At 61.1% G+C, this 16,039-nt stretch carries 15 protein-coding genes; 8 read left to right on the top strand and 7 right to left on the bottom strand.

The window, feature by feature from the left end:
* Together FZ938_RS17225 and FZ938_RS17220 are read right to left on the bottom strand one after the other, a co-directional pair.
* Positions 1–444 (bottom strand): tyrosine-type recombinase/integrase (locus FZ938_RS17225; protein WP_149199681.1); only part of this gene is annotated, 444 nt, incomplete at its 3' end.
* A gap of 290 nt (positions 445–734) precedes the next feature.
* Positions 735–1,505 (bottom strand): IS5 family transposase, encoded by a 771-nt coding sequence (locus FZ938_RS17220; protein ID WP_149199680.1) that lies wholly within the window; start codon positions 1,503–1,505, stop codon positions 735–737.
* A 76-nt stretch (positions 1,506–1,581) separates the two neighbouring features.
* On the opposite strand from FZ938_RS17220, the gene FZ938_RS17215 reads away from it, so the two are divergent.
* The 3 genes from FZ938_RS17215 (at position 1,582) to FZ938_RS17205 (ending at position 6,574) form a co-directional block, all read left to right on the top strand.
* On the top strand, positions 1,582–2,367 hold the full coding sequence (locus FZ938_RS17215; protein ID WP_149199679.1) for a hypothetical protein: 786 nt from the start codon (positions 1,582–1,584) through the stop codon (positions 2,365–2,367).
* Between the two features lie 660 nt (positions 2,368–3,027).
* The gene (locus FZ938_RS17210; protein ID WP_149199678.1) at positions 3,028–4,806 is read left to right on the top strand and encodes an ATP-dependent nuclease; all 1,779 of its coding nucleotides are present in this window, start codon (positions 3,028–3,030) and stop codon (positions 4,804–4,806) included.
* Positions 4,799–6,574, top strand: coding sequence for an ATP-dependent helicase (locus tag FZ938_RS17205; protein WP_149199677.1), 1,776 nt, complete (start codon positions 4,799–4,801; stop codon positions 6,572–6,574). The genes FZ938_RS17210 and FZ938_RS17205 overlap by 8 nt, the downstream gene beginning before the upstream one ends.
* Before the next feature lie 87 nt (positions 6,575–6,661).
* Here FZ938_RS17205 and FZ938_RS17200 read toward each other — a convergent pair whose 3' ends face one another.
* Genes FZ938_RS17200 through FZ938_RS17190 form a run of 3 tightly spaced genes read right to left on the bottom strand, consistent with a single transcriptional unit; the run spans position 6,662 to position 10,416 of the window.
* Complete coding sequence (locus FZ938_RS17200) at positions 6,662–6,844, bottom strand: hypothetical protein (protein ID WP_149199676.1); 183 nt, start codon at positions 6,842–6,844, stop codon at positions 6,662–6,664.
* Between the two features lie 13 nt (positions 6,845–6,857).
* Positions 6,858–9,425 (bottom strand): DEAD/DEAH box helicase, encoded by a 2,568-nt coding sequence (locus FZ938_RS17195; RefSeq protein ID WP_149199675.1) that lies wholly within the window; start codon positions 9,423–9,425, stop codon positions 6,858–6,860.
* Complete coding sequence (locus FZ938_RS17190; RefSeq protein ID WP_149199674.1) at positions 9,415–10,416, bottom strand: HamA C-terminal domain-containing protein; 1,002 nt, start codon at positions 10,414–10,416, stop codon at positions 9,415–9,417. Before FZ938_RS17190 ends, FZ938_RS17195 begins: the two co-directional genes overlap by 11 nt.
* 230 nt (positions 10,417–10,646) lie before the next feature.
* On the opposite strand from FZ938_RS17190, the gene FZ938_RS17185 reads away from it, so the two are divergent.
* The gene (locus FZ938_RS17185; protein WP_149199673.1) at positions 10,647–11,327 is read left to right on the top strand and encodes a tyrosine-type recombinase/integrase; all 681 of its coding nucleotides are present in this window, start codon (positions 10,647–10,649) and stop codon (positions 11,325–11,327) included.
* Positions 11,328–11,401: 74 nt separating this feature from the next.
* Here FZ938_RS17185 and FZ938_RS17180 read toward each other — a convergent pair whose 3' ends face one another.
* Both FZ938_RS17180 and FZ938_RS17175 read right to left on the bottom strand, forming a co-directional pair.
* Positions 11,402–11,974 (bottom strand): DUF4145 domain-containing protein, encoded by a 573-nt coding sequence (locus FZ938_RS17180; RefSeq protein ID WP_149199672.1) that lies wholly within the window; start codon positions 11,972–11,974, stop codon positions 11,402–11,404.
* A 250-nt stretch (positions 11,975–12,224) separates the two neighbouring features.
* On the bottom strand, positions 12,225–12,593 hold the full coding sequence (locus FZ938_RS17175) for a DUF427 domain-containing protein (RefSeq protein ID WP_149199671.1): 369 nt from the start codon (positions 12,591–12,593) through the stop codon (positions 12,225–12,227).
* Positions 12,594–12,841: 248 nt separating this feature from the next.
* Between FZ938_RS17175 and FZ938_RS17170 the strand changes: the two genes are divergently transcribed.
* From FZ938_RS17170 to FZ938_RS17160, 4 genes are all read left to right on the top strand, one after another.
* Positions 12,842–13,474, top strand: a complete 633-nt coding sequence (locus FZ938_RS17170; RefSeq protein ID WP_149199670.1) for a 3'-5' exonuclease — start codon at positions 12,842–12,844, stop codon at positions 13,472–13,474.
* A gap of 515 nt (positions 13,475–13,989) precedes the next feature.
* On the top strand, positions 13,990–14,424 hold the full coding sequence (locus FZ938_RS31065) for an SWIM zinc finger family protein (RefSeq protein WP_246458159.1): 435 nt from the start codon (positions 13,990–13,992) through the stop codon (positions 14,422–14,424).
* 9 nt (positions 14,425–14,433) lie between these two features.
* Complete coding sequence (locus tag FZ938_RS17165) at positions 14,434–15,495, top strand: DEAD/DEAH box helicase (protein ID WP_246799043.1); 1,062 nt, start codon at positions 14,434–14,436, stop codon at positions 15,493–15,495.
* A gap of 110 nt (positions 15,496–15,605) precedes the next feature.
* Complete coding sequence (locus FZ938_RS17160) at positions 15,606–15,842, top strand: DUF4167 domain-containing protein (protein WP_149199669.1); 237 nt, start codon at positions 15,606–15,608, stop codon at positions 15,840–15,842.
* The last annotated feature ends 197 nt before the right edge of the window (positions 15,843–16,039 follow it).

Raw genomic sequence — 16,039 nt, 5'->3', positions numbered from 1 at the left:
AATGCCGGCCGGCTTGCGATCGGAACACTGGCCGCTTTGGCGTCGGAAACCGTGGCCGCTTTCAGTCGGAATCTGCAGCACACGGCTCGGGAACAGGTAATCGCTGCTGCGGCCGCTCCTCAGCCGGATCCATCGGCCGACCGACTCCCGGGTCTGCTCGGTGATCTCGAACTGGACCGGATGGCCCGTCTTCTGCTGCACCACGGTCGCGCGGGAGAGTACTGAGCCGTTCAGGGCAACATCGCCGATCTTGAGACGGACGAGATCGCACCCGCGCAGCTTGCTGTCGATGGCCAGATCGAACATCGCGAGGTCGCGTGTCGCGTCCGCCAGCTGAAGGCGAATGCGGACTCCCCAGACATGCTTCGGCTTGAGCGGAGGTTTCGGTCCGATCAGGCGACCTTTGTTCCACGGGATCCGACCGACCTGGGAGGCTTGGCTCATCCTTGGTCTCCTCGTGAACATGTGCCTCTCCGGATCGGCGAGGCAGAGTCCACCAGCATCGGATGGAACCAGAGGATCGGTGGAGATGCCGGCCCACTGGCTGAGGTGCGCCAGGAGCAGACTTTGGCTTGTGGTCGGAAGGCGGACGGCCATCCATTCGCTTTGCGCCATTGACTGCCTGTTTGAGAAGCGAGCGGTGGGCATACTCTCCACGCGCTAACTCACCAAGCGCCTCCAAGCAATTGCGGGCGCCATGTTCAACGGAATGTATTTGTTGCAGTTAGGGCCTGTTAGCTCCTGATCCAATCGAGGGCGGCGGCGAGGCAGAGGACGCCCATGAAGGATGCTGCGGTTTTCTCGTAGCGCGTAGCGACGGCCCGCCACTCTTTCAGGCGCACCCAGAGGCGCTCGACCCTGTTCCGGTTGTTATAGGCCCACGCTGGCCAAGCCAAGGCGGGCTCGGTGCGCTTGGGCGGGATGGCAGGCTTCGCGCCCCGGTCGCGCAGGTGCTGGCGGAAGGCGTGGCTGGCGTAACCACGATCTGCTACGATCCACAGCGGCACGGCCGGCAGGCGGTCGAGCAAGGGCACGGCGTGCGGCAGTTCATGGGCCTGCCCGGGCGCGATCCGGAAGGCAACCGCCCGCCCTGAGCCGTCCGCGATCACGCAGACCTTGGTTCCAAAGCCGCCACGAGAACGCCCAAGCGCTTCACGTGCGTCTCGCTCAGCTTGAGAGTCCCTTTTTCGGGTCGCCCCTGCTGCCTTCTGGTGAGCACGGACGCTCGTGCCGTCCAGGAACGCCATGCCGAGCTGAACGCCTCGCTCCTGCACGAGCGCGAGCAGGCGCTCCCACACGCCCAGCCGCGACCAGCGGATGAAGGTCTGCGCCGCCATCCACCACGGCCCGAGATCAGAGGGCAACGAGCGCCACTTGGCCCCGTTCTCGTGCCGCCATAGGATGGCACTGACGGTCCGCCGCAGATTCGAGGGCGGCACCTTGGAATGCGGGCGGCAGGCCTCAACCAACGGCCCCAGCACTGCCCATTGCGTGTCGTTCAGCATGGCGCTCTCCCGGTTCCCACCGGAGGGCAACGCGCTCAGACCCCGACACGTAGGAAGTCTGCTACAGAGGTGTCCAATGACTGAAGTCATTCTTCCCCCGGACGAGCCGTATCTGGCCCGGATCGAGCCACACGACCGACTCGTCGTACTTGCCCGGACGCTCGAGGCGCGGGATCCCGGGGCGGAAACCGCGCTCAAGGACAGCGCCTTGGACTGGGGGCGCTTTGGAGAGACATGCCTCGGTCAGGCGCTCTATCGGCACCGCACCGTCTTCCAGAACGCAGCGGACGCGCCAGTGTGGAGCCATCTGGAGCTGAGCTACTTCCGCGACGTAGTTCCTGCCGACGCCATCTATGACCTTGTGGTCAAGCCGCGGCCGGCCGGGACGGACCTGCTGCGCGCGGAGGTTCTTCTGACGACCCCCGAATCCTTCGTGCTGCCCCGCAACTGGCAGGGCTCAGCTCATCGACCAGCGTCGCTGGAGTACATAGACGTGCGAGCGGCGCATCTCAGGGAGTACAGGGATGTCATGCGGAGATATTGTGGTCCCGCCGCCGCGAAGCTCGTCCGGACAAACAGGTTTGGGACATTCAGGGCGATGGAGACCGCTGCGGTGCTCTACCGTGATCCTGGGTTCAAGGTCGACTGGAACCAAATCCACCTGTGCGAGGTCGACGCCAACGGCTTCGACGGCTTCGGCAAGGAGTTCACCGCCGCACTGGGGGACTCGCCGGAGGGCGCGGACATCGGAAGCGTCTTCGCAGGCCTCGACCGCATCCGCACGGTTCCCCGTTGGACGTTCAACGACCCCATGGTGGAGGTGGACTTAGCACTCGGGCGGCAAGGCACGGCGGGCTCATGAACCTTGGTCAGCACAGTCGCCTCCAACCCTCCACAATTCAGGCAGGAGTGCAGCCGGTGCTCAGGCGCTAACAGGTCCTAGTTCTTGGGCGTCGAGTCCCAGGCCTCTATACGCTAGCAAGGTATGGAAATGTTCCGCGGGATAGCTCAGGTATGTGACGCCTCGTCGCTCGACGGGAATATGCACACGGCCGCCAACAGAATGAACCACATACATTCAGTCCCCCAATGGACTGCGCCGTGCCACCTGGACTCGCTCAGTTGCGAAACTTCCGCAAGCACGTGAGCGGGGATACAGCCTTTGATAAAGCTGCGTAATTGTGGAGCATTCCTGAGAGCCTTGGCTTGGCGCCTAGGCTTCTTTTGGCCCTCGATTGGGCCATTCCTTCTCAAGTAAAAGACATCCACCCGACTGAAGCGGGTAGTCAGCCAGACAAAACACGGTTCAAGTCAATGCGACGAAAGTAGACTCTGGCTCCGGAGTTGCTCCTGGCCCTTCATTCTGGTTCGGCGGGTCAGCGCCAAAGATGGGGCGGGGCAGCTTTGGTGTCTAGCGGCTTTTTCCCTCCTGTTCACCACGCTTCGCGAATCCTTGTTGACTTTCTATGGTTGCATAGCATCTCTGGTTATATTCAATAGATAGGGTGCGCGGAGAGGCGGCATGCGCTTAGCAAGACTTATTGTCCGTAATTTCCGCAACTTTGCTACGGTCGATATCCCGCTTATCGGTAACGTTGTGCTATTGGGCGAGAACCGCGTCGGCAAGAGCAATCTGCTTTTCGCCATTCGGCTGGTACTTGATCCAACCCTTCCTGACTCCGCACGGCAACTGAAACTTTCGGATTATTGGGACGGCTGCGACCAGAAACAGAACCCGCAGATCGAAGTCCATCTCGATTTTGCAGATTTTGATTCTGACGACGCACTGGTTGCCCTGCTAACTGACTTTCGCACCAGCGACGATCCTACCGTCGCGCGTCTAAGCTATATCTATCGTAAGAAGGCCGATATCGCTGGAATTCCACAATCTGGCGAGGATTGTGAATTCATTGTTTACGGCGGCGGCGATGAAGCTCGTGCGGTACCGAGTCGGGTACGCCGGCGGATTGCACTTGATATGCTCGATGCCTTGCGTGACGCCGAAGGTCAGCTTGGCTCCTGGCGAAACTCTCCGCTTCGGCCGCTGCTCGAAGATGCGGTCGCGTCGGTTAGCCGCACAGACCTAATGGGTGTCGCCGCCGATCTTGAGGTTGCGACCAAGAAGCTGGAGAGCTTTCCACCCGTAAAGGCGCTCGAGAATTCTTTGCGGACGGGAATCCTTAACCTCAGCGGAACTGCGCACGATCTTAATGCGCGTTTGCGCTTTGCGCCAGCTGATCCGCTCCGTCTTTTTCGCTCAATTGCTATGTTTATCGATAATGGTAAGCGCGGCATTGCTGAGGCCAGTCTAGGTTCCGCCAATGTTGCGCTGGTTGCACTGAAGCTGGCCGAATTTTCTTGGCGACGCTCCAAGAACGAACGCAACTACTCGCTACTTTGTATTGAGGAACCTGAAGCGCATCTTCATCCTCAACTCCAGCGCGCCGTCTTCGATAAGCTCTTCCAAGATGCCGATCCTGCCCAAGCACTGATTGTCACCAGTCATTCTCCGACTCTCGCCGCGATTGCGCCGTTGCGGTCGATCGTAAGCTTGCGGTCGGTGAGTGGTACATCCCAAGCCTATTCACTTGCTGCGGTGCCTGTGACGCCTGATGAACTTGATGATATCGAGCGCTACCTAACCGCGACCCGGTCCGAGTTGCTTTTCGCGCGGGGCGTTATTTTTGTCGAAGGCGACGCTGAGGAGGCGCTACTGCCTAGCTTTGCAGATGCACTGGGCTATAACCTGGACCAGCTCGGTATTACCGTCTGCAATGTCGCCGGCACAAATTTTACACCTTATGTGAAACTTGCTGGCAGTCTCGGCTTGCCGTTCGCCGTCGTCACCGACTGGGATCCGCTCGACGGCACCAAGCCACCGCTCGGCAAAGCACGGACGCTGGAGATATGGGATGCCTATTGCACGGTGTCCGGGAATGCTCCGCTGACGCCTGCGGAACGCACGAGCTGGGAAGCAGCTGACTTCCAGAGCTTCGCCACCGGCTGGGCACAGTCTGGCATCTTCCTGAACGATTTAACTTTTGAGGTCGCTGTCGCGAACACGCCAAAGCTATCGGAGGCGTTATTGAGCATTCTTGATGAGCAGGGATTCGGTCCTAAGCGCACTGCGCGCATTGTCGCTTGGCGTTCGGGCACAGCCGTTGACCCCGACCAACTCCTCGCAATGATCGCCGATATCGGTAAGGGGCGCCTGAGTGCGAAGCTCGTGAAGAAGCTGCCCGGTCTGACTCCGCCGTCCTATATCGCTTCGGCCATACAGTTCGTGGCATCCCGTGTCTAAGTATGTCGGGGTGGCTCGAGCGCTCGCGGACCTCGAACGCAATCCAGAGCAATTTGATGCAGCGCATGAGCGTGGGCATTGTGTAGTCCTGGCGGGTCCTGGCAGCGGCAAGACTAAAACCTTAACCACTGCCATGGCGCGGACCTTGGTTGAAGATGTCGTTGATCCACGTGGCGTCGCCTGCATCACCTACAACAATGAATGTGCGACGGAACTTGAAACGCGTCTCGCTAAGCTCGGGATCATGAGCAGTGAGCGCTGTTTCATTGGCACCGTGCACAGTTTTGCACTCACTCAAGTTATTGCACCTTATGCGAGATGCATCGCGGGGCTTCTTCCTGACCGCTTTCGCGTCGCGGCTCGTAGCGAGTGCCGCGCCGCCGTCGAAATTGCCCATGAAGCAGTCTTCGGAAACGGGGGCAACCCGCACGACCGCTGGCTCTTTGCTGAGGAGAAACGGCGCCGTGATGTCGATCGCAGGCTGCCCGTCTGGCGCGGACAAAATCCTGAGCTTGCTGACTTCATTGAGGCTTATGAAGCCGAGTTGCGGCGCAATGGATTAATCGATTTCAATGACATGCCGCTCATCGCCTTCCGTATGATCAAGGATCATCCCTGGATCCGTGATGCATTACGCGCCCGTTTTCCCGTCTTGTTCGTCGACGAATACCAAGATCTAGGTCATGCACTTCACGAACTGGTTCTGCTGCTCTGCTTCGAGAGTGGCATCCGCTTGTTCGCGGTCGGTGACGCTGATCAGTCGATCTACGGCTTCACAGGCGCCAATCCTGAACTGTTGGAAAGCCTCACCGATCGAGCTGATATCCGGACAATACGTCTTCGACTCAACTATCGCTCAGGTGCAAAGATCATTCGCGCCTCCTTGGGAGCGCTTGGTGAGGACCGTGATTATCGCGGTGTCGAAGGCGCACATGATGGTGAGTTGACCTTCTGGCCAGTAGAAGGCGAGCATAGCCTGCAGGCCCAACATATTGCCAAGACCGTTTTGCCAACATTGCTCGGCCGCGGTTTCCAACTTGAGCAAATCGCGATCCTCTATCGTGCCGCGTGGCTCGGCGATATAGTTGTCGAATCGCTCGAACATGCTGATACTCCCTTTGTCCGCACTGACGTTAACGCATTAGTGAACCGTAGCTCACGTTTAGCCCGGTTCGCCGAGGCTTGCGCTGGCTGGGTGACAGGCGGATGGCGTGTTGCCGATCCACCTTACGGCAGACTGCTCGGTCAAGCACTCAGTCTGGTCTATGGTGGGCGCGCGAGCGAGGCGGAAGCGCAGGCGCTGTCGCGCCAGCTATTGGCATTTCTACGCAGCGGCATTGATGCAGGCGAGACCACTCATGCTTGGCTGAGCCGCTTTTGCCGTGAACTCATCGCAGTATGGCAGCCCATTTCCCGCAACCCTCACCAAGAATGGGAGGTCTGCCTAGATATGATGAAGCGGACTGATCCGACGCAGGGTCGCGACATGCCGCTCAACACCTTCTCTGGCCGTATTGAAGGCACTGGCCGCGTTACTTTGAGTACCTTCCATAGTGCCAAGGGCCGCGAGTTTGATGCCGTTGTCCTATTTGGGATCAATGATAGCGACATTCCAAACTGGCGCGATAGAAAAAGTGGCCGTGCGTTGCGCGAGGCGAGGCGTCTATTCTATGTAGGTGTGACACGGCCGCGCAAAGAGCTGTGCCTCGTTTATCAGGAGCATCATCACTCACCCTGGGTCGCTGAGCTCTATCAGCGTGGCCAGTAGGCCTCAGCGCACTTTGGGACGCGAGCCGCCGGTATGGGTGAGGGGAAAGGGGACGGTGGCTTCGGCGTTCCGATGGCCCGCTTTGGGTCAAATCCAGGTACTCACCGATTCTCGGGTCTGTTCGGTGATCTCGAACTGGACCGGGTGGCCGGTCTTCTGCTGCACCGCAGTCGGGCGGGAGCGCACCGAGCCGTTCAGCGTGACATCGCTAACCTTGAGGCAGAGTAAGCAGCTACAGAACGCCGCCTTGTTAGGGCTGATCGGCTTCACTATTGCGCGCCCCTCACCCGTTGCCCAGCACCCGGTTCACCTCCCGCCGGATGATCGGCGAGATGCCGAGTTCGCTGAGGTCCCGACCGCGTATCCACGCCTTCGCCTCGCTCGGCCCGAGATCGAATCGCCTCGCCACCCTAGTTAGTTCTCGGGACGAGATGCGAGACAGCCCCAGGCCAATGAACGAGATCATTGTGTCGGAACAGGCTCCCATTTCCAGGAAAAGCGGGATTGGAACGATATGCTCCGCCACCTGCAGGTAGCCCCGGTCCAACAGCGCCCTTCGCAGAAGCGTGGCGTAGCAGCCGGCTAGGCGGACATAGGTGAAGCGCACCTCTGTCTCAATGGTCTTGAGAGTCACGAGGATTGCTTGGTCCATGGTGTATAGGGGCGTCCGCTTCACCTCGAACTTGAAGTTGGCGTCGATGATCCTCGAAAGCGGGTCACCGCGCATCCAGGGCAGGGAGAAAACCGCCGCGCGCAGGTGGCGGCGGTCCTTGGAGCGCCACTGGAATATCTGGTCGTGGCAAATCTTGAAGATATCAGCCAATCGGTAGTAGGCTCCCCTGTTGAATGGGTGGATGGGCATGAGCCGCTCTGGCCCTTCGCGGTCAATGATTTTGACAAGGTGCTCATAGAGGCGCTGCTGGCGGTACACGGAAACCGTTGGGTTGGCACGTATTACGCCCTCGTCCAGCGTGACGAGAGCCTCGGCTCCGGCCAGGGCTTCGGCCAAACGGGTGCGCACCTCGGCACCGGGCGGGACACCCAAACGGTCCAGGGCCACGCCAAGCCGGCCAGCGCGGTGGTCGGAGAACAGCTTCGTGAACGTGTTCTCGAACGGGTCGTTGCCCTTTATGTCGGGCTTGCGTTCCGGATCTGAGATGTAGGCGACTAATTCCCGGTCGCGGATGTGCTCATCCAAGGTCGGGCGGATCTTTGCTTCCCGTTCCCCTTCCAAAGGACGGTTTTCCCACTGGTCGTAGTCGATGAGATAGACGTCGCCCTCGAACTCCTTGCCAAGCCGGCCGGCCCGACCTGCCAAGTTCCAGAAATCCACCGCCCCGAGCGGGGTCGTACTACTCCGCCGCGGGCGGTTCAGAAACAGGCTCCGGGCCGGGAGGTTGAGGCCATGCAGCAATGTGCTCGTGCTCACGAGGAACTTTAGGTCACCGTCTCGGAACGCGTCCTCGACCGCACGCCGCACGGGCGGCGGCATGGCCCCGTAATGGAATCCGACGCCGGCTAGGACGGCGTCGCCCAGTGCGAACTGTGGATGGACGCCCTCTTTGACGAAAGTTGACAACTGCACTCGCTGCTCGCTTGCTTCCGGAGCGCCCTCGAGCTCGGCCTTCGCCCTTTCTAAACGTGCCAGCCCCGCCGCCAAGTTCTGGCACTCCGATGGCCCGCTGGCATAGACAAGGCTCTGGCCACCTTGCCCGAGCATGTGGCTCAGCCGGACGGTCGCCTGCCGGATCGTCGTCACCTCCTCCATAAGCCGTAGCCGCCCGAGGGGAAGCTTGCGTCCCATCCGGTTCAACGAGACGTCCACGCGGAGTGGGTTGGAGTCCGAACGGTCGAGGTGGATCAAGTTCTGGGCGACCGTCACGTCGCGGCTGTGGTGGTGACGGTAGTTCTTAAGAGCGAAGAGCCGTCCGAAGACGTCAGGATTGGAGACGTTTGGGCAGGCAAAGAATAATTGCATCCGCGGATTCCGGCGCAGCATCTCCTCCAGGACTGCGGTCAGGATTACGCCACGCGAACCGTCGCCTACAGACTGCGCCTCGTCTACGATAACGAAGTCGAAGGCAATTTCCGGATGCACCGTCAGGATGAGTTGCAGGCGCTCTTGGGTCATCACGAACGGTGCGTCGATCGGGATTTCCTGGCCAGCGGAGAGGGGAACGGTAATGATCGTGACGTCGTCAAAACCATCGCCATGGAAGGACTCGGCTAACTCGGCCGACACTTGGTTGATCAAAGCGCGGGTGGGAACAACGTAGGCCACCCGAGGGCGGCGTGGGGCCGCCCAGATTCGCCTGATGAATGCTTGCAACAGGTAGCTTTTACCGGCCGAGGTCGGCGCCGACGCCCCCAGCGACACGCCGTGGTCTAACGCATCCCACACCTCGCGCTGGAAGTCCGTCAACGCGATCCCAGGTAAGCCGTCACGGATGCACACAGTATTCCCATCCAACCGGTGGACGGCCTCCAACATGACGGGAAAGGGGAGTGTCCCCGGCGGCTCCACTACTCCATGACTGAGTTTCATTGCCGGGAAATTGCCCAACCGGGAAAGGACGACGTAGAGCAGGTCATGCAATCCACCGAATTCGCCTCCGTGCAGCGTGAAGGCGGCGGTTGCGATGCGGTATGCCCCCTCCCGATGGACGCGCTTGGCCGACTGTGCCAGGATCGTAGCGGATTGGAGTAAACGTACGACCATTCCCTCGTCAGTGGCCTCCGACAGAGGGGGTGTCCCAATGGCCGAACGGCGGACCCGGTTGGCCACGAGCACGGACAGCTCGGACTGGAACTTGGGATTGCGCCAGACTCGATCTGCCAGTTCATTCAGCATTGGCTATTCCTGCAGCCTGGAAGAACGCCATCCGAAAGTCGGCGACCGAGGGGAACGGGAGCAGGAAGAACTCAAAGTTTACGACGTCCATTCCTTTCGCTGAGAGTCGGTTCCCAACAAGGTCGAGCATCCCGGCCACCCGGCTGTCGAACGCACGCGCGAATTCAGCCTCGATCTTGTCCGGCGGCAACCTCCTGAGCTGCTCATATTTGGCGTAGTCAAATCCTATGAAGCAGGCGAACACGTCGCGCCTCTGGTTCCCTTGCTCAGAGTAGGGATCGAGGTAGTCGAGCAACGCACCACGGAACGCCTGCTGGTCTTCGCCAAGGTCCATGTGATCACGGACGATGTCGATCTCGCGCTTGCGCCTGTCGGCGTTCATGACGAACTCGCCAACCGATTCGAAAGCCGAATCTAACGCATCCGACAATCCCTTGTGGAGCTTTGACTCTCCCCAGTACAGCAGAAGCGTGCTCCCGTCTTCGTGCATGCCGGCATGAATCCCGTCGGTGCCATGGACAGGCATCTGCGCGGATGTTTTCAGGTACATCTTGGAGACCAGCTGTGGGGCGCGCAGTGCCCACTCCAGGAGGACGAACAGAATCAGCTCTCCCGGCTCGCCAGCCCTCCTCTGCTGTTCTCTTGTCTTGATGAAAAGATCGCGCGCTTTCTCGAACTGTCTCACGAAGTGCATGGTGCGCTCGGCATCGTCGGTCGCCGTCGCGACCATACTGGCCGTCCTGGCGCGGTCGCGGCGTGGAATACAGAATGGCACCATTTGCCATTTCAGGTACTCGGCGAACTCGCTGACGGTGGGCAGACCATCGCGGAAGCTCAAGTAATAAAAGTGCGTATTCACCCTAGGAAAGCCGGCTACCCCGGCCCATGTCGCCTTCCTCACTCTCGGCTCGAAGCGGTCGTGCTTGCCAAGCAGCAATCCCAACGCATCATTCAAACTGAAGCCAGTTTGGCCAAGAGCTATGTCGGGCATGCAATATCATTCCAAGACTAGAATTATGCAATTATCCCCTCCTTTCGCTGGAAATCTCAATAGCCAAGACACAAAGGGGGCACCCCTAAACGGCGCCGCGACGCCATCTACGCATACTATTGTATGTACACTGGGAACTTTTCATGAATGAATTCTCAGATAATCCATCCGACCCTTGTGGAAGCGGCCTCCGCTGATCGGAGAGGCGCATGTTCATGAGGAGACCGAGGATGAGCCATAATACTCAGATAGGACGGGTCCCGTGGAATAAAGGCCGCCTGATCGGACCGAAGCCTCCGCTCAAGCCGAAGCATGTCTGGGGAATTCGCATTCGCCTTCAGCTGGAGGATGCGGTCCGCGACTTGGCGATGTTCGATCTGGCCATCGACAGCAAGCTGCGGGGCTGTGATCTGGTCCGTCTCAAGGTCGGCGATGTCGCGCTGAACGGCTCGGTGCGCTCCCGTGCCACCGTGGTGCAGCAGAAGACCGGCCGGCCGGTTCAGTTTGAAATCACCGAGCAGACCCGGGAATCGGTGGGCGCGTGGATTGGGCGGAGGAGCGCTCGCAGCGGCGATTACCTGTTTCCGAGCCGTGTGCGGGCGGACCGACCGATTTCGACGCGTCAGTACGCCCGTCTGGTCGATCACTGGGTCAGTGAGATCGGCCTGGATCCCGCGACCTATGGCACCCACTCCACGCGCCGAACAAAAGTGACCTTGATCTATCGGCGAACCGGCAATCTGCGCGCCATCCAACTCCTGCTCGGCCACACCAAGCTGGAGAGCACGGTCCGCTATCTGGGGATCGAGGTCGAGGACGCTCTGGCGCTGGCCGAGCAGACCGAGATTCGACGAGCAATGGGAGAGTGCCTCCAGCAACGGGGGCTCCTCCCGGCTTGTCCTGACCCATAGCGGACGCGGGTAAGATCAATTAACCTCGGGCCGGAAGGCAGCGGCATCTCGCAATTTAAGTGCAGCGATAGTAGTTATTCATCGCGAACAGATCGATAACTATCCAGCTTCTCTCGATCCTCGTTCATTAGCGGCTTCCGTTTATGGGAAGCAGCCACCCCAATGTCTCTGTAAATCAGGTGGATAACAGTATTCATCGCCATATGGAGGAATGCGTCACGATCCGCGAGACGACCATCTTTGATGGGAGATTTCGCACAAAGCTTCTTTACATCCGGGTGATCGAAGCTCGCATTGAGCTCGTGAGCAAAAATATTGCGGACCTTGCGCATTGCGTCGACTCGTTTGGCCTCTTCCTTAGTAATGAGTCCCATTAGCCGCGCAGCCTTGATCTTACCTGAGAGCGATCCAAAAGGTGCAAACGGTCCTTCAAAGAGCTCTTTCACATCAGCATCGTCGATCAAGAACGCCTTCAAAATCCGCTCGAGGTATACTTCAACATGCGCGGCGGCAGTGATCACAAGGCCACGATCAGATTCGCCAGCCGTAGCTTGAAGGAGGTCACCGTACTCGAGAGTCCGCCGTTCGTGTTCATTCTCTGGAACAATACCGGAAGGATGCTTAGTCCAGGTTGGCAGTCCGTTCATGCAAATATTAACCTGTAAGCGTGAGACGGTCGTCGTTCGGTTATAGCCTTAGAGCTGTGGATGCGCAAGGCATGCGCGCATTGCCGTAACTAGGCCTATGCCCAGATCTGAATATCCGCTTCTAGTGTTCGCCCATGTCGGCTCTTGGCGCTTTGCCGTCGTGGGTAAAAGTCCGCTATGGGTCAGGAGCAGACGCAGGGCGCATTGCGATGAGAACCACACCGCATGCGGAGCCTTCCGCCGGCTGCCGCTAGGTGGCCGCGTGCTCTTCGATGCAATCGACGCGTTCCGGATAAAACGCCAAATGTTCGCGGATGGCGGCCACATCGGGATAAGGAGTCTCGTAGGTCCAAACAGCGTTGACCGCGACGCGATCACCCACGCGCAGGCTGTAGTAAGTGGCATCGCCCTTGTAAGGGCAATGCGTCGTGTGCGCCGTGCGCTCGAAGGCTGTCATGTCGGCATCCGCGCGGGGAACATATTGAACCACGGGCAACTTCGCCTCCGTCAGCGTCAGGGCGCGTGCCGTTTCGGCGACGACCCGGCCGGCGAAGACGACACGGATCCGATTCAGGTTGGGGATGATCGTGATGGGATGCTCGGGGCCGGGAATTTTCACAGCGATACTCCTTGCTCGCCACTGGTCGCGTCGGTCATGGCGCGGCCATCATGCCTTATACCAGCGGCTCTTGATCCTGACCTATCAGGATCAAGAGCTTCGGCGGAATGGGCCGGCCGCTTGTGACTGTGGTGTCGCCGATCGGCGGCCGGCGCTTTTGCCATGCTACTCTGGTCGTCGTGACGGAGCGTTGCCCTTGTTTCACATCCGTGCCACGGGTGGCTCCCCCGCTGAAAGATTGGAACCCAATGAGCATGCAGCCATGGGAAGGACGTGACCGGCTGGTCGCGATCGACATCGAGACGACCGGACGGCGGCTGCCGAGCCTCCAGGACATCCGTAAGGCGCCCAAGGGCCTGCGTCAGCCCGGCATCATCATCGAGATCGGGTGTCTCGAGATCATCCGTGAGGGCCAGGCTTGGAGGAAAGCGCGCAGCTGGGAAACCCGGGTCAATCCCGACGCCCCTCTCCATCCCGACGCCATCAAGGTGCATGGCATCCGGCCCGCCGACCTGAAGGCGGCGCCCCGCTTTTCCGAGGTGGCCGACGCGCTTCTCGCCTTTCTGGGAGAGGATCTTCTGGTGGCGCATGCCTATGAGAACGAGATGGACTTCCTGAACTACGAGTTCGCGCGCTGCGGACGCGCCGCATGGGGTGCCGACACGTTCTCAGCGGACCGGTTCATCTGTACCAAGGAGATGTCGCACGCGGTCTTCCCCGGTGCGTCCGGCTCGCTCGATGCGCTGTGTGATCGGCTGTGGCTCGACCGGAGTGATCGCTTCGCCCACCATGGCGCGCTGCTCGACGCGGACCTGACGGCTGACGCCTTCGTCAAAATGGCGTTGGGAGATACCGGCCCGCGTGGCGCCGTGTTCGAGTAAGGTACAGCGCCGGGCATTCGGATATCGTCCCACGCGCCCCTGACGGGCGGAAGGCGTCAAGGTCGCGCATCGTGCCGGCTTGCGCTGAACGGCACTGGCTGCTCATGGCGCAAAGCAGCCTCATAAGGGATCGGGTAGAGAGGCTGTGGATTGAGGCGGAAATGAAGGACGGGGTGCGGCTACGCGGGCTGCGCACCCGTACCGGGCTCTCGTGAACCGAGCCACCTACGGTGTCTCGGCCTTCGGCTTCGATCCCTGCCGCGAGCCACGCAGCGTCTCTTGATCCCGGATCGCTCTACACGACTGCACCGCCGGTTCGCCCGGGCACATGACAGTCCCGCTATCGGCAGGGTACTTTGGTCCGCCGGTGGCTGGGCTCCGGCCGGCCGGCTATCGGAGGCGGTGCAGGGCCCGCGGATGGAACGGAGAAGGGGGGAGCGGTAGATGTCCAACCCGTTTGCGGCGCCGTGTCGGAAGACCCTTCGGTGGGATCTCTCCGTGTGATCACCCAGGCCATGCTGCGCCGGCATTTCGATACCGGCTCCTTCACTCGGGGCGAGCAGTACCATCGTCAGGGTCGGGTCTCCGCCCCTCGCAGCGAAGCCGGACAGGACGGCACCGTCCGGGTGACGGCACAGGTCCGCGGGTCGTTGCCGTCGCCGTACAGCCAAGACATTCGTCTGGTCCTGCGCAACGGCGCGATCACTTCAGTCGGTGGGGACTGCGATTGCCCCGTCGGCTTCAACTGCAAGCATGTTGCCGCCGCCTTGCTCTCCTGGGCCGGCTCCCGCCCGGCCACGGCTCCAGCTTCGGCCCTGAAGGGAACCGGAAGCCTCCATAGCCGTCCGTCTGCTGCTGTCCCGGCTGGAGGAGGCCGCGGCGCTCGATGCCGGCGACGCCTATCCCGAAACGGTCCGCACCCGTCTGGTCTATGTGCTGCGGCTGGATGAGCATGGCACATGGCGATCTTCGACGAGGCGCAATATCTGAAGAACCCCGCCGACCAGTCCTACAAGGCGGCACAGGCGCTGGAGGCGCGCCAGCGCCTGTGCCTGACCGGCACCCCGGTTGAGAACAATCTGGACGAGCTGTGGGCGATCTTCGCCGTCTGCCTGCCGTCGCTGTTCGGCGACCGCACCGGCTTCCGCCGCAACTTCCGAACCCCGATCGAGAAGCATGGCAATGTCGAGCGCCAGCGCGTGCTGGCCCGTCGGCTGCGTCCCTTCCTGCTGCGCCGGACCAAGGAGGAGGTTGCCGCCGATCTGCCGGCCAAGACCGAGATCCTGGAAACCGTGGAGCCCGACGGCGGCCAGCGCGACCTCTACGAGACGATCCGGCTTGCCATGGACAAGCGGGTGCGCGAAGAGATCGCGCGCAAGGGGCTGGGCCGCAGCCGGATCACCATCCTCGACGCGCTGGTGAAGCTGCGGCAGGTCTGCTGCGATCCGCGGCTGGTGAAGCTGGAGACGGCACGGCGTCGGACGGCTGCGGGGATATCCTCGGCCAAGCTGGCCCGGTTGCTGGAGATGGTGCCGGACCTGCTGACGGACGGGCGGCGCATCCTGCTGTTCTCGCAGTTCACCTCGATGCTCGACCTGATCAAGCCGGAACTGGAGCGGTGTGGCATCGCCTATGTCGAACTGACCGGAGCGACCAGGGACCGGGAGACACCCGTGCGGCGGTTCCAGGCGGGCGAGGTGCCGCTGTTCCTGATCAGCCTGAAGGCCGGCGGTACCGGGCTGAACCTGACCGCGGCCGACACGGTGATCCATTACGATCCCTGGTGGAATCCGGCGGTGGAGGATCAGGCCGCCGACCGCGCCCACCGCATCGGCCAGGACAAGCCGGTCTTCGTCTACAAGCTGGTGACCGCCGGCACGGTGGAGGAGCGCATGCTGGAGCTTCAGGAGCGCAAACGCCGGCTGGGCGAGGCGATCTACGACCATGAAGGAGCCGAGGCCGATACCCTGAGCGTTGAGGATGTCGCCTTCCTGCTGGCACCGGCCGGCGGGGACGGCTGAAAGCCGACCGCAAGGAAGGTGCGCACGGGTCACAAGTCCGGCAGCGGGTACAGGATCACACCGTCCGTCCAACTCCACCGTTCGGCCTGATGAGGAGCACCTATGGGACCATGGCGTTCGAGTCCCCAACCCGTCGCGGAGCAAAGCCGTCCTTCCGGGCGCGTCCACGCCCAGCCTTCCAGACCGATGTGCATCCGGCGAACCGGATGGGCGGCTCGGCAGTCCAGAAGCAGGCGCAGTGGCTGAGCCGGGCGGCGGAGGCGGACCGCGCCGGTGACGCGGTCCAGGCGGAGCTCTGCCGCCAATATGCCGAGCACTGGTTCCGCGTCTCCCGCGGCCAGGAGTAACGCCGTCGGCCGCTTGCCAACTTGGCGGCGCGGCAGAGGTGCAATGCAGTCGTCATGCGATACCTCGGCTCAACCATCCGCCGCCTCAGCATCAACTCCTGTCGTTCACCGCTCCGCGTCAAACATGCGCGACATCGACCCCGGCGATTTCGAACGCCCGGCGGAGGCTGACCGGGACAGTGCCCCGTGACGATTCC

It is taken from the genome of Azospirillum oryzae (assembly GCF_008364795.1).
Classification (GTDB): Bacteria; Pseudomonadota; Alphaproteobacteria; order Azospirillales; family Azospirillaceae; genus Azospirillum; species Azospirillum oryzae.
This window is presented reverse-complemented; position numbering and strand designations above follow the sequence as displayed.

Coding starts and splice junctions, on each gene's coding strand:
- FZ938_RS17220 (WP_149199680.1), bottom strand. CDS start 1,505: ATGCTGAACGACACGCAATGGGCAGTGCTGGGGCCGTTGGTTGAGGCC.
- FZ938_RS17215 (WP_149199679.1), top strand. CDS start 1,582: ATGACTGAAGTCATTCTTCCCCCGGACGAGCCGTATCTGGCCCGGATC.
- FZ938_RS17210 (WP_149199678.1), top strand. CDS start 3,028: ATGCGCTTAGCAAGACTTATTGTCCGTAATTTCCGCAACTTTGCTACG.
- FZ938_RS17195 (WP_149199675.1), bottom strand. CDS start 9,425: ATGCTGAATGAACTGGCAGATCGAGTCTGGCGCAATCCCAAGTTCCAG.
- FZ938_RS17190 (WP_149199674.1), bottom strand. CDS start 10,416: ATGCCCGACATAGCTCTTGGCCAAACTGGCTTCAGTTTGAATGATGCG.
- FZ938_RS17185 (WP_149199673.1), top strand. CDS start 10,647: ATGAGCCATAATACTCAGATAGGACGGGTCCCGTGGAATAAAGGCCGC.
- FZ938_RS17180 (WP_149199672.1), bottom strand. CDS start 11,974: ATGAACGGACTGCCAACCTGGACTAAGCATCCTTCCGGTATTGTTCCA.
- FZ938_RS17170 (WP_149199670.1), top strand. CDS start 12,842: ATGAGCATGCAGCCATGGGAAGGACGTGACCGGCTGGTCGCGATCGAC.
- FZ938_RS31065 (WP_246458159.1), top strand. CDS start 13,990: ATGCTGCGCCGGCATTTCGATACCGGCTCCTTCACTCGGGGCGAGCAG.
- FZ938_RS17165 (WP_246799043.1), top strand. CDS start 14,434: ATGGCGATCTTCGACGAGGCGCAATATCTGAAGAACCCCGCCGACCAG.
- FZ938_RS17160 (WP_149199669.1), top strand. CDS start 15,606: ATGGCGTTCGAGTCCCCAACCCGTCGCGGAGCAAAGCCGTCCTTCCGG.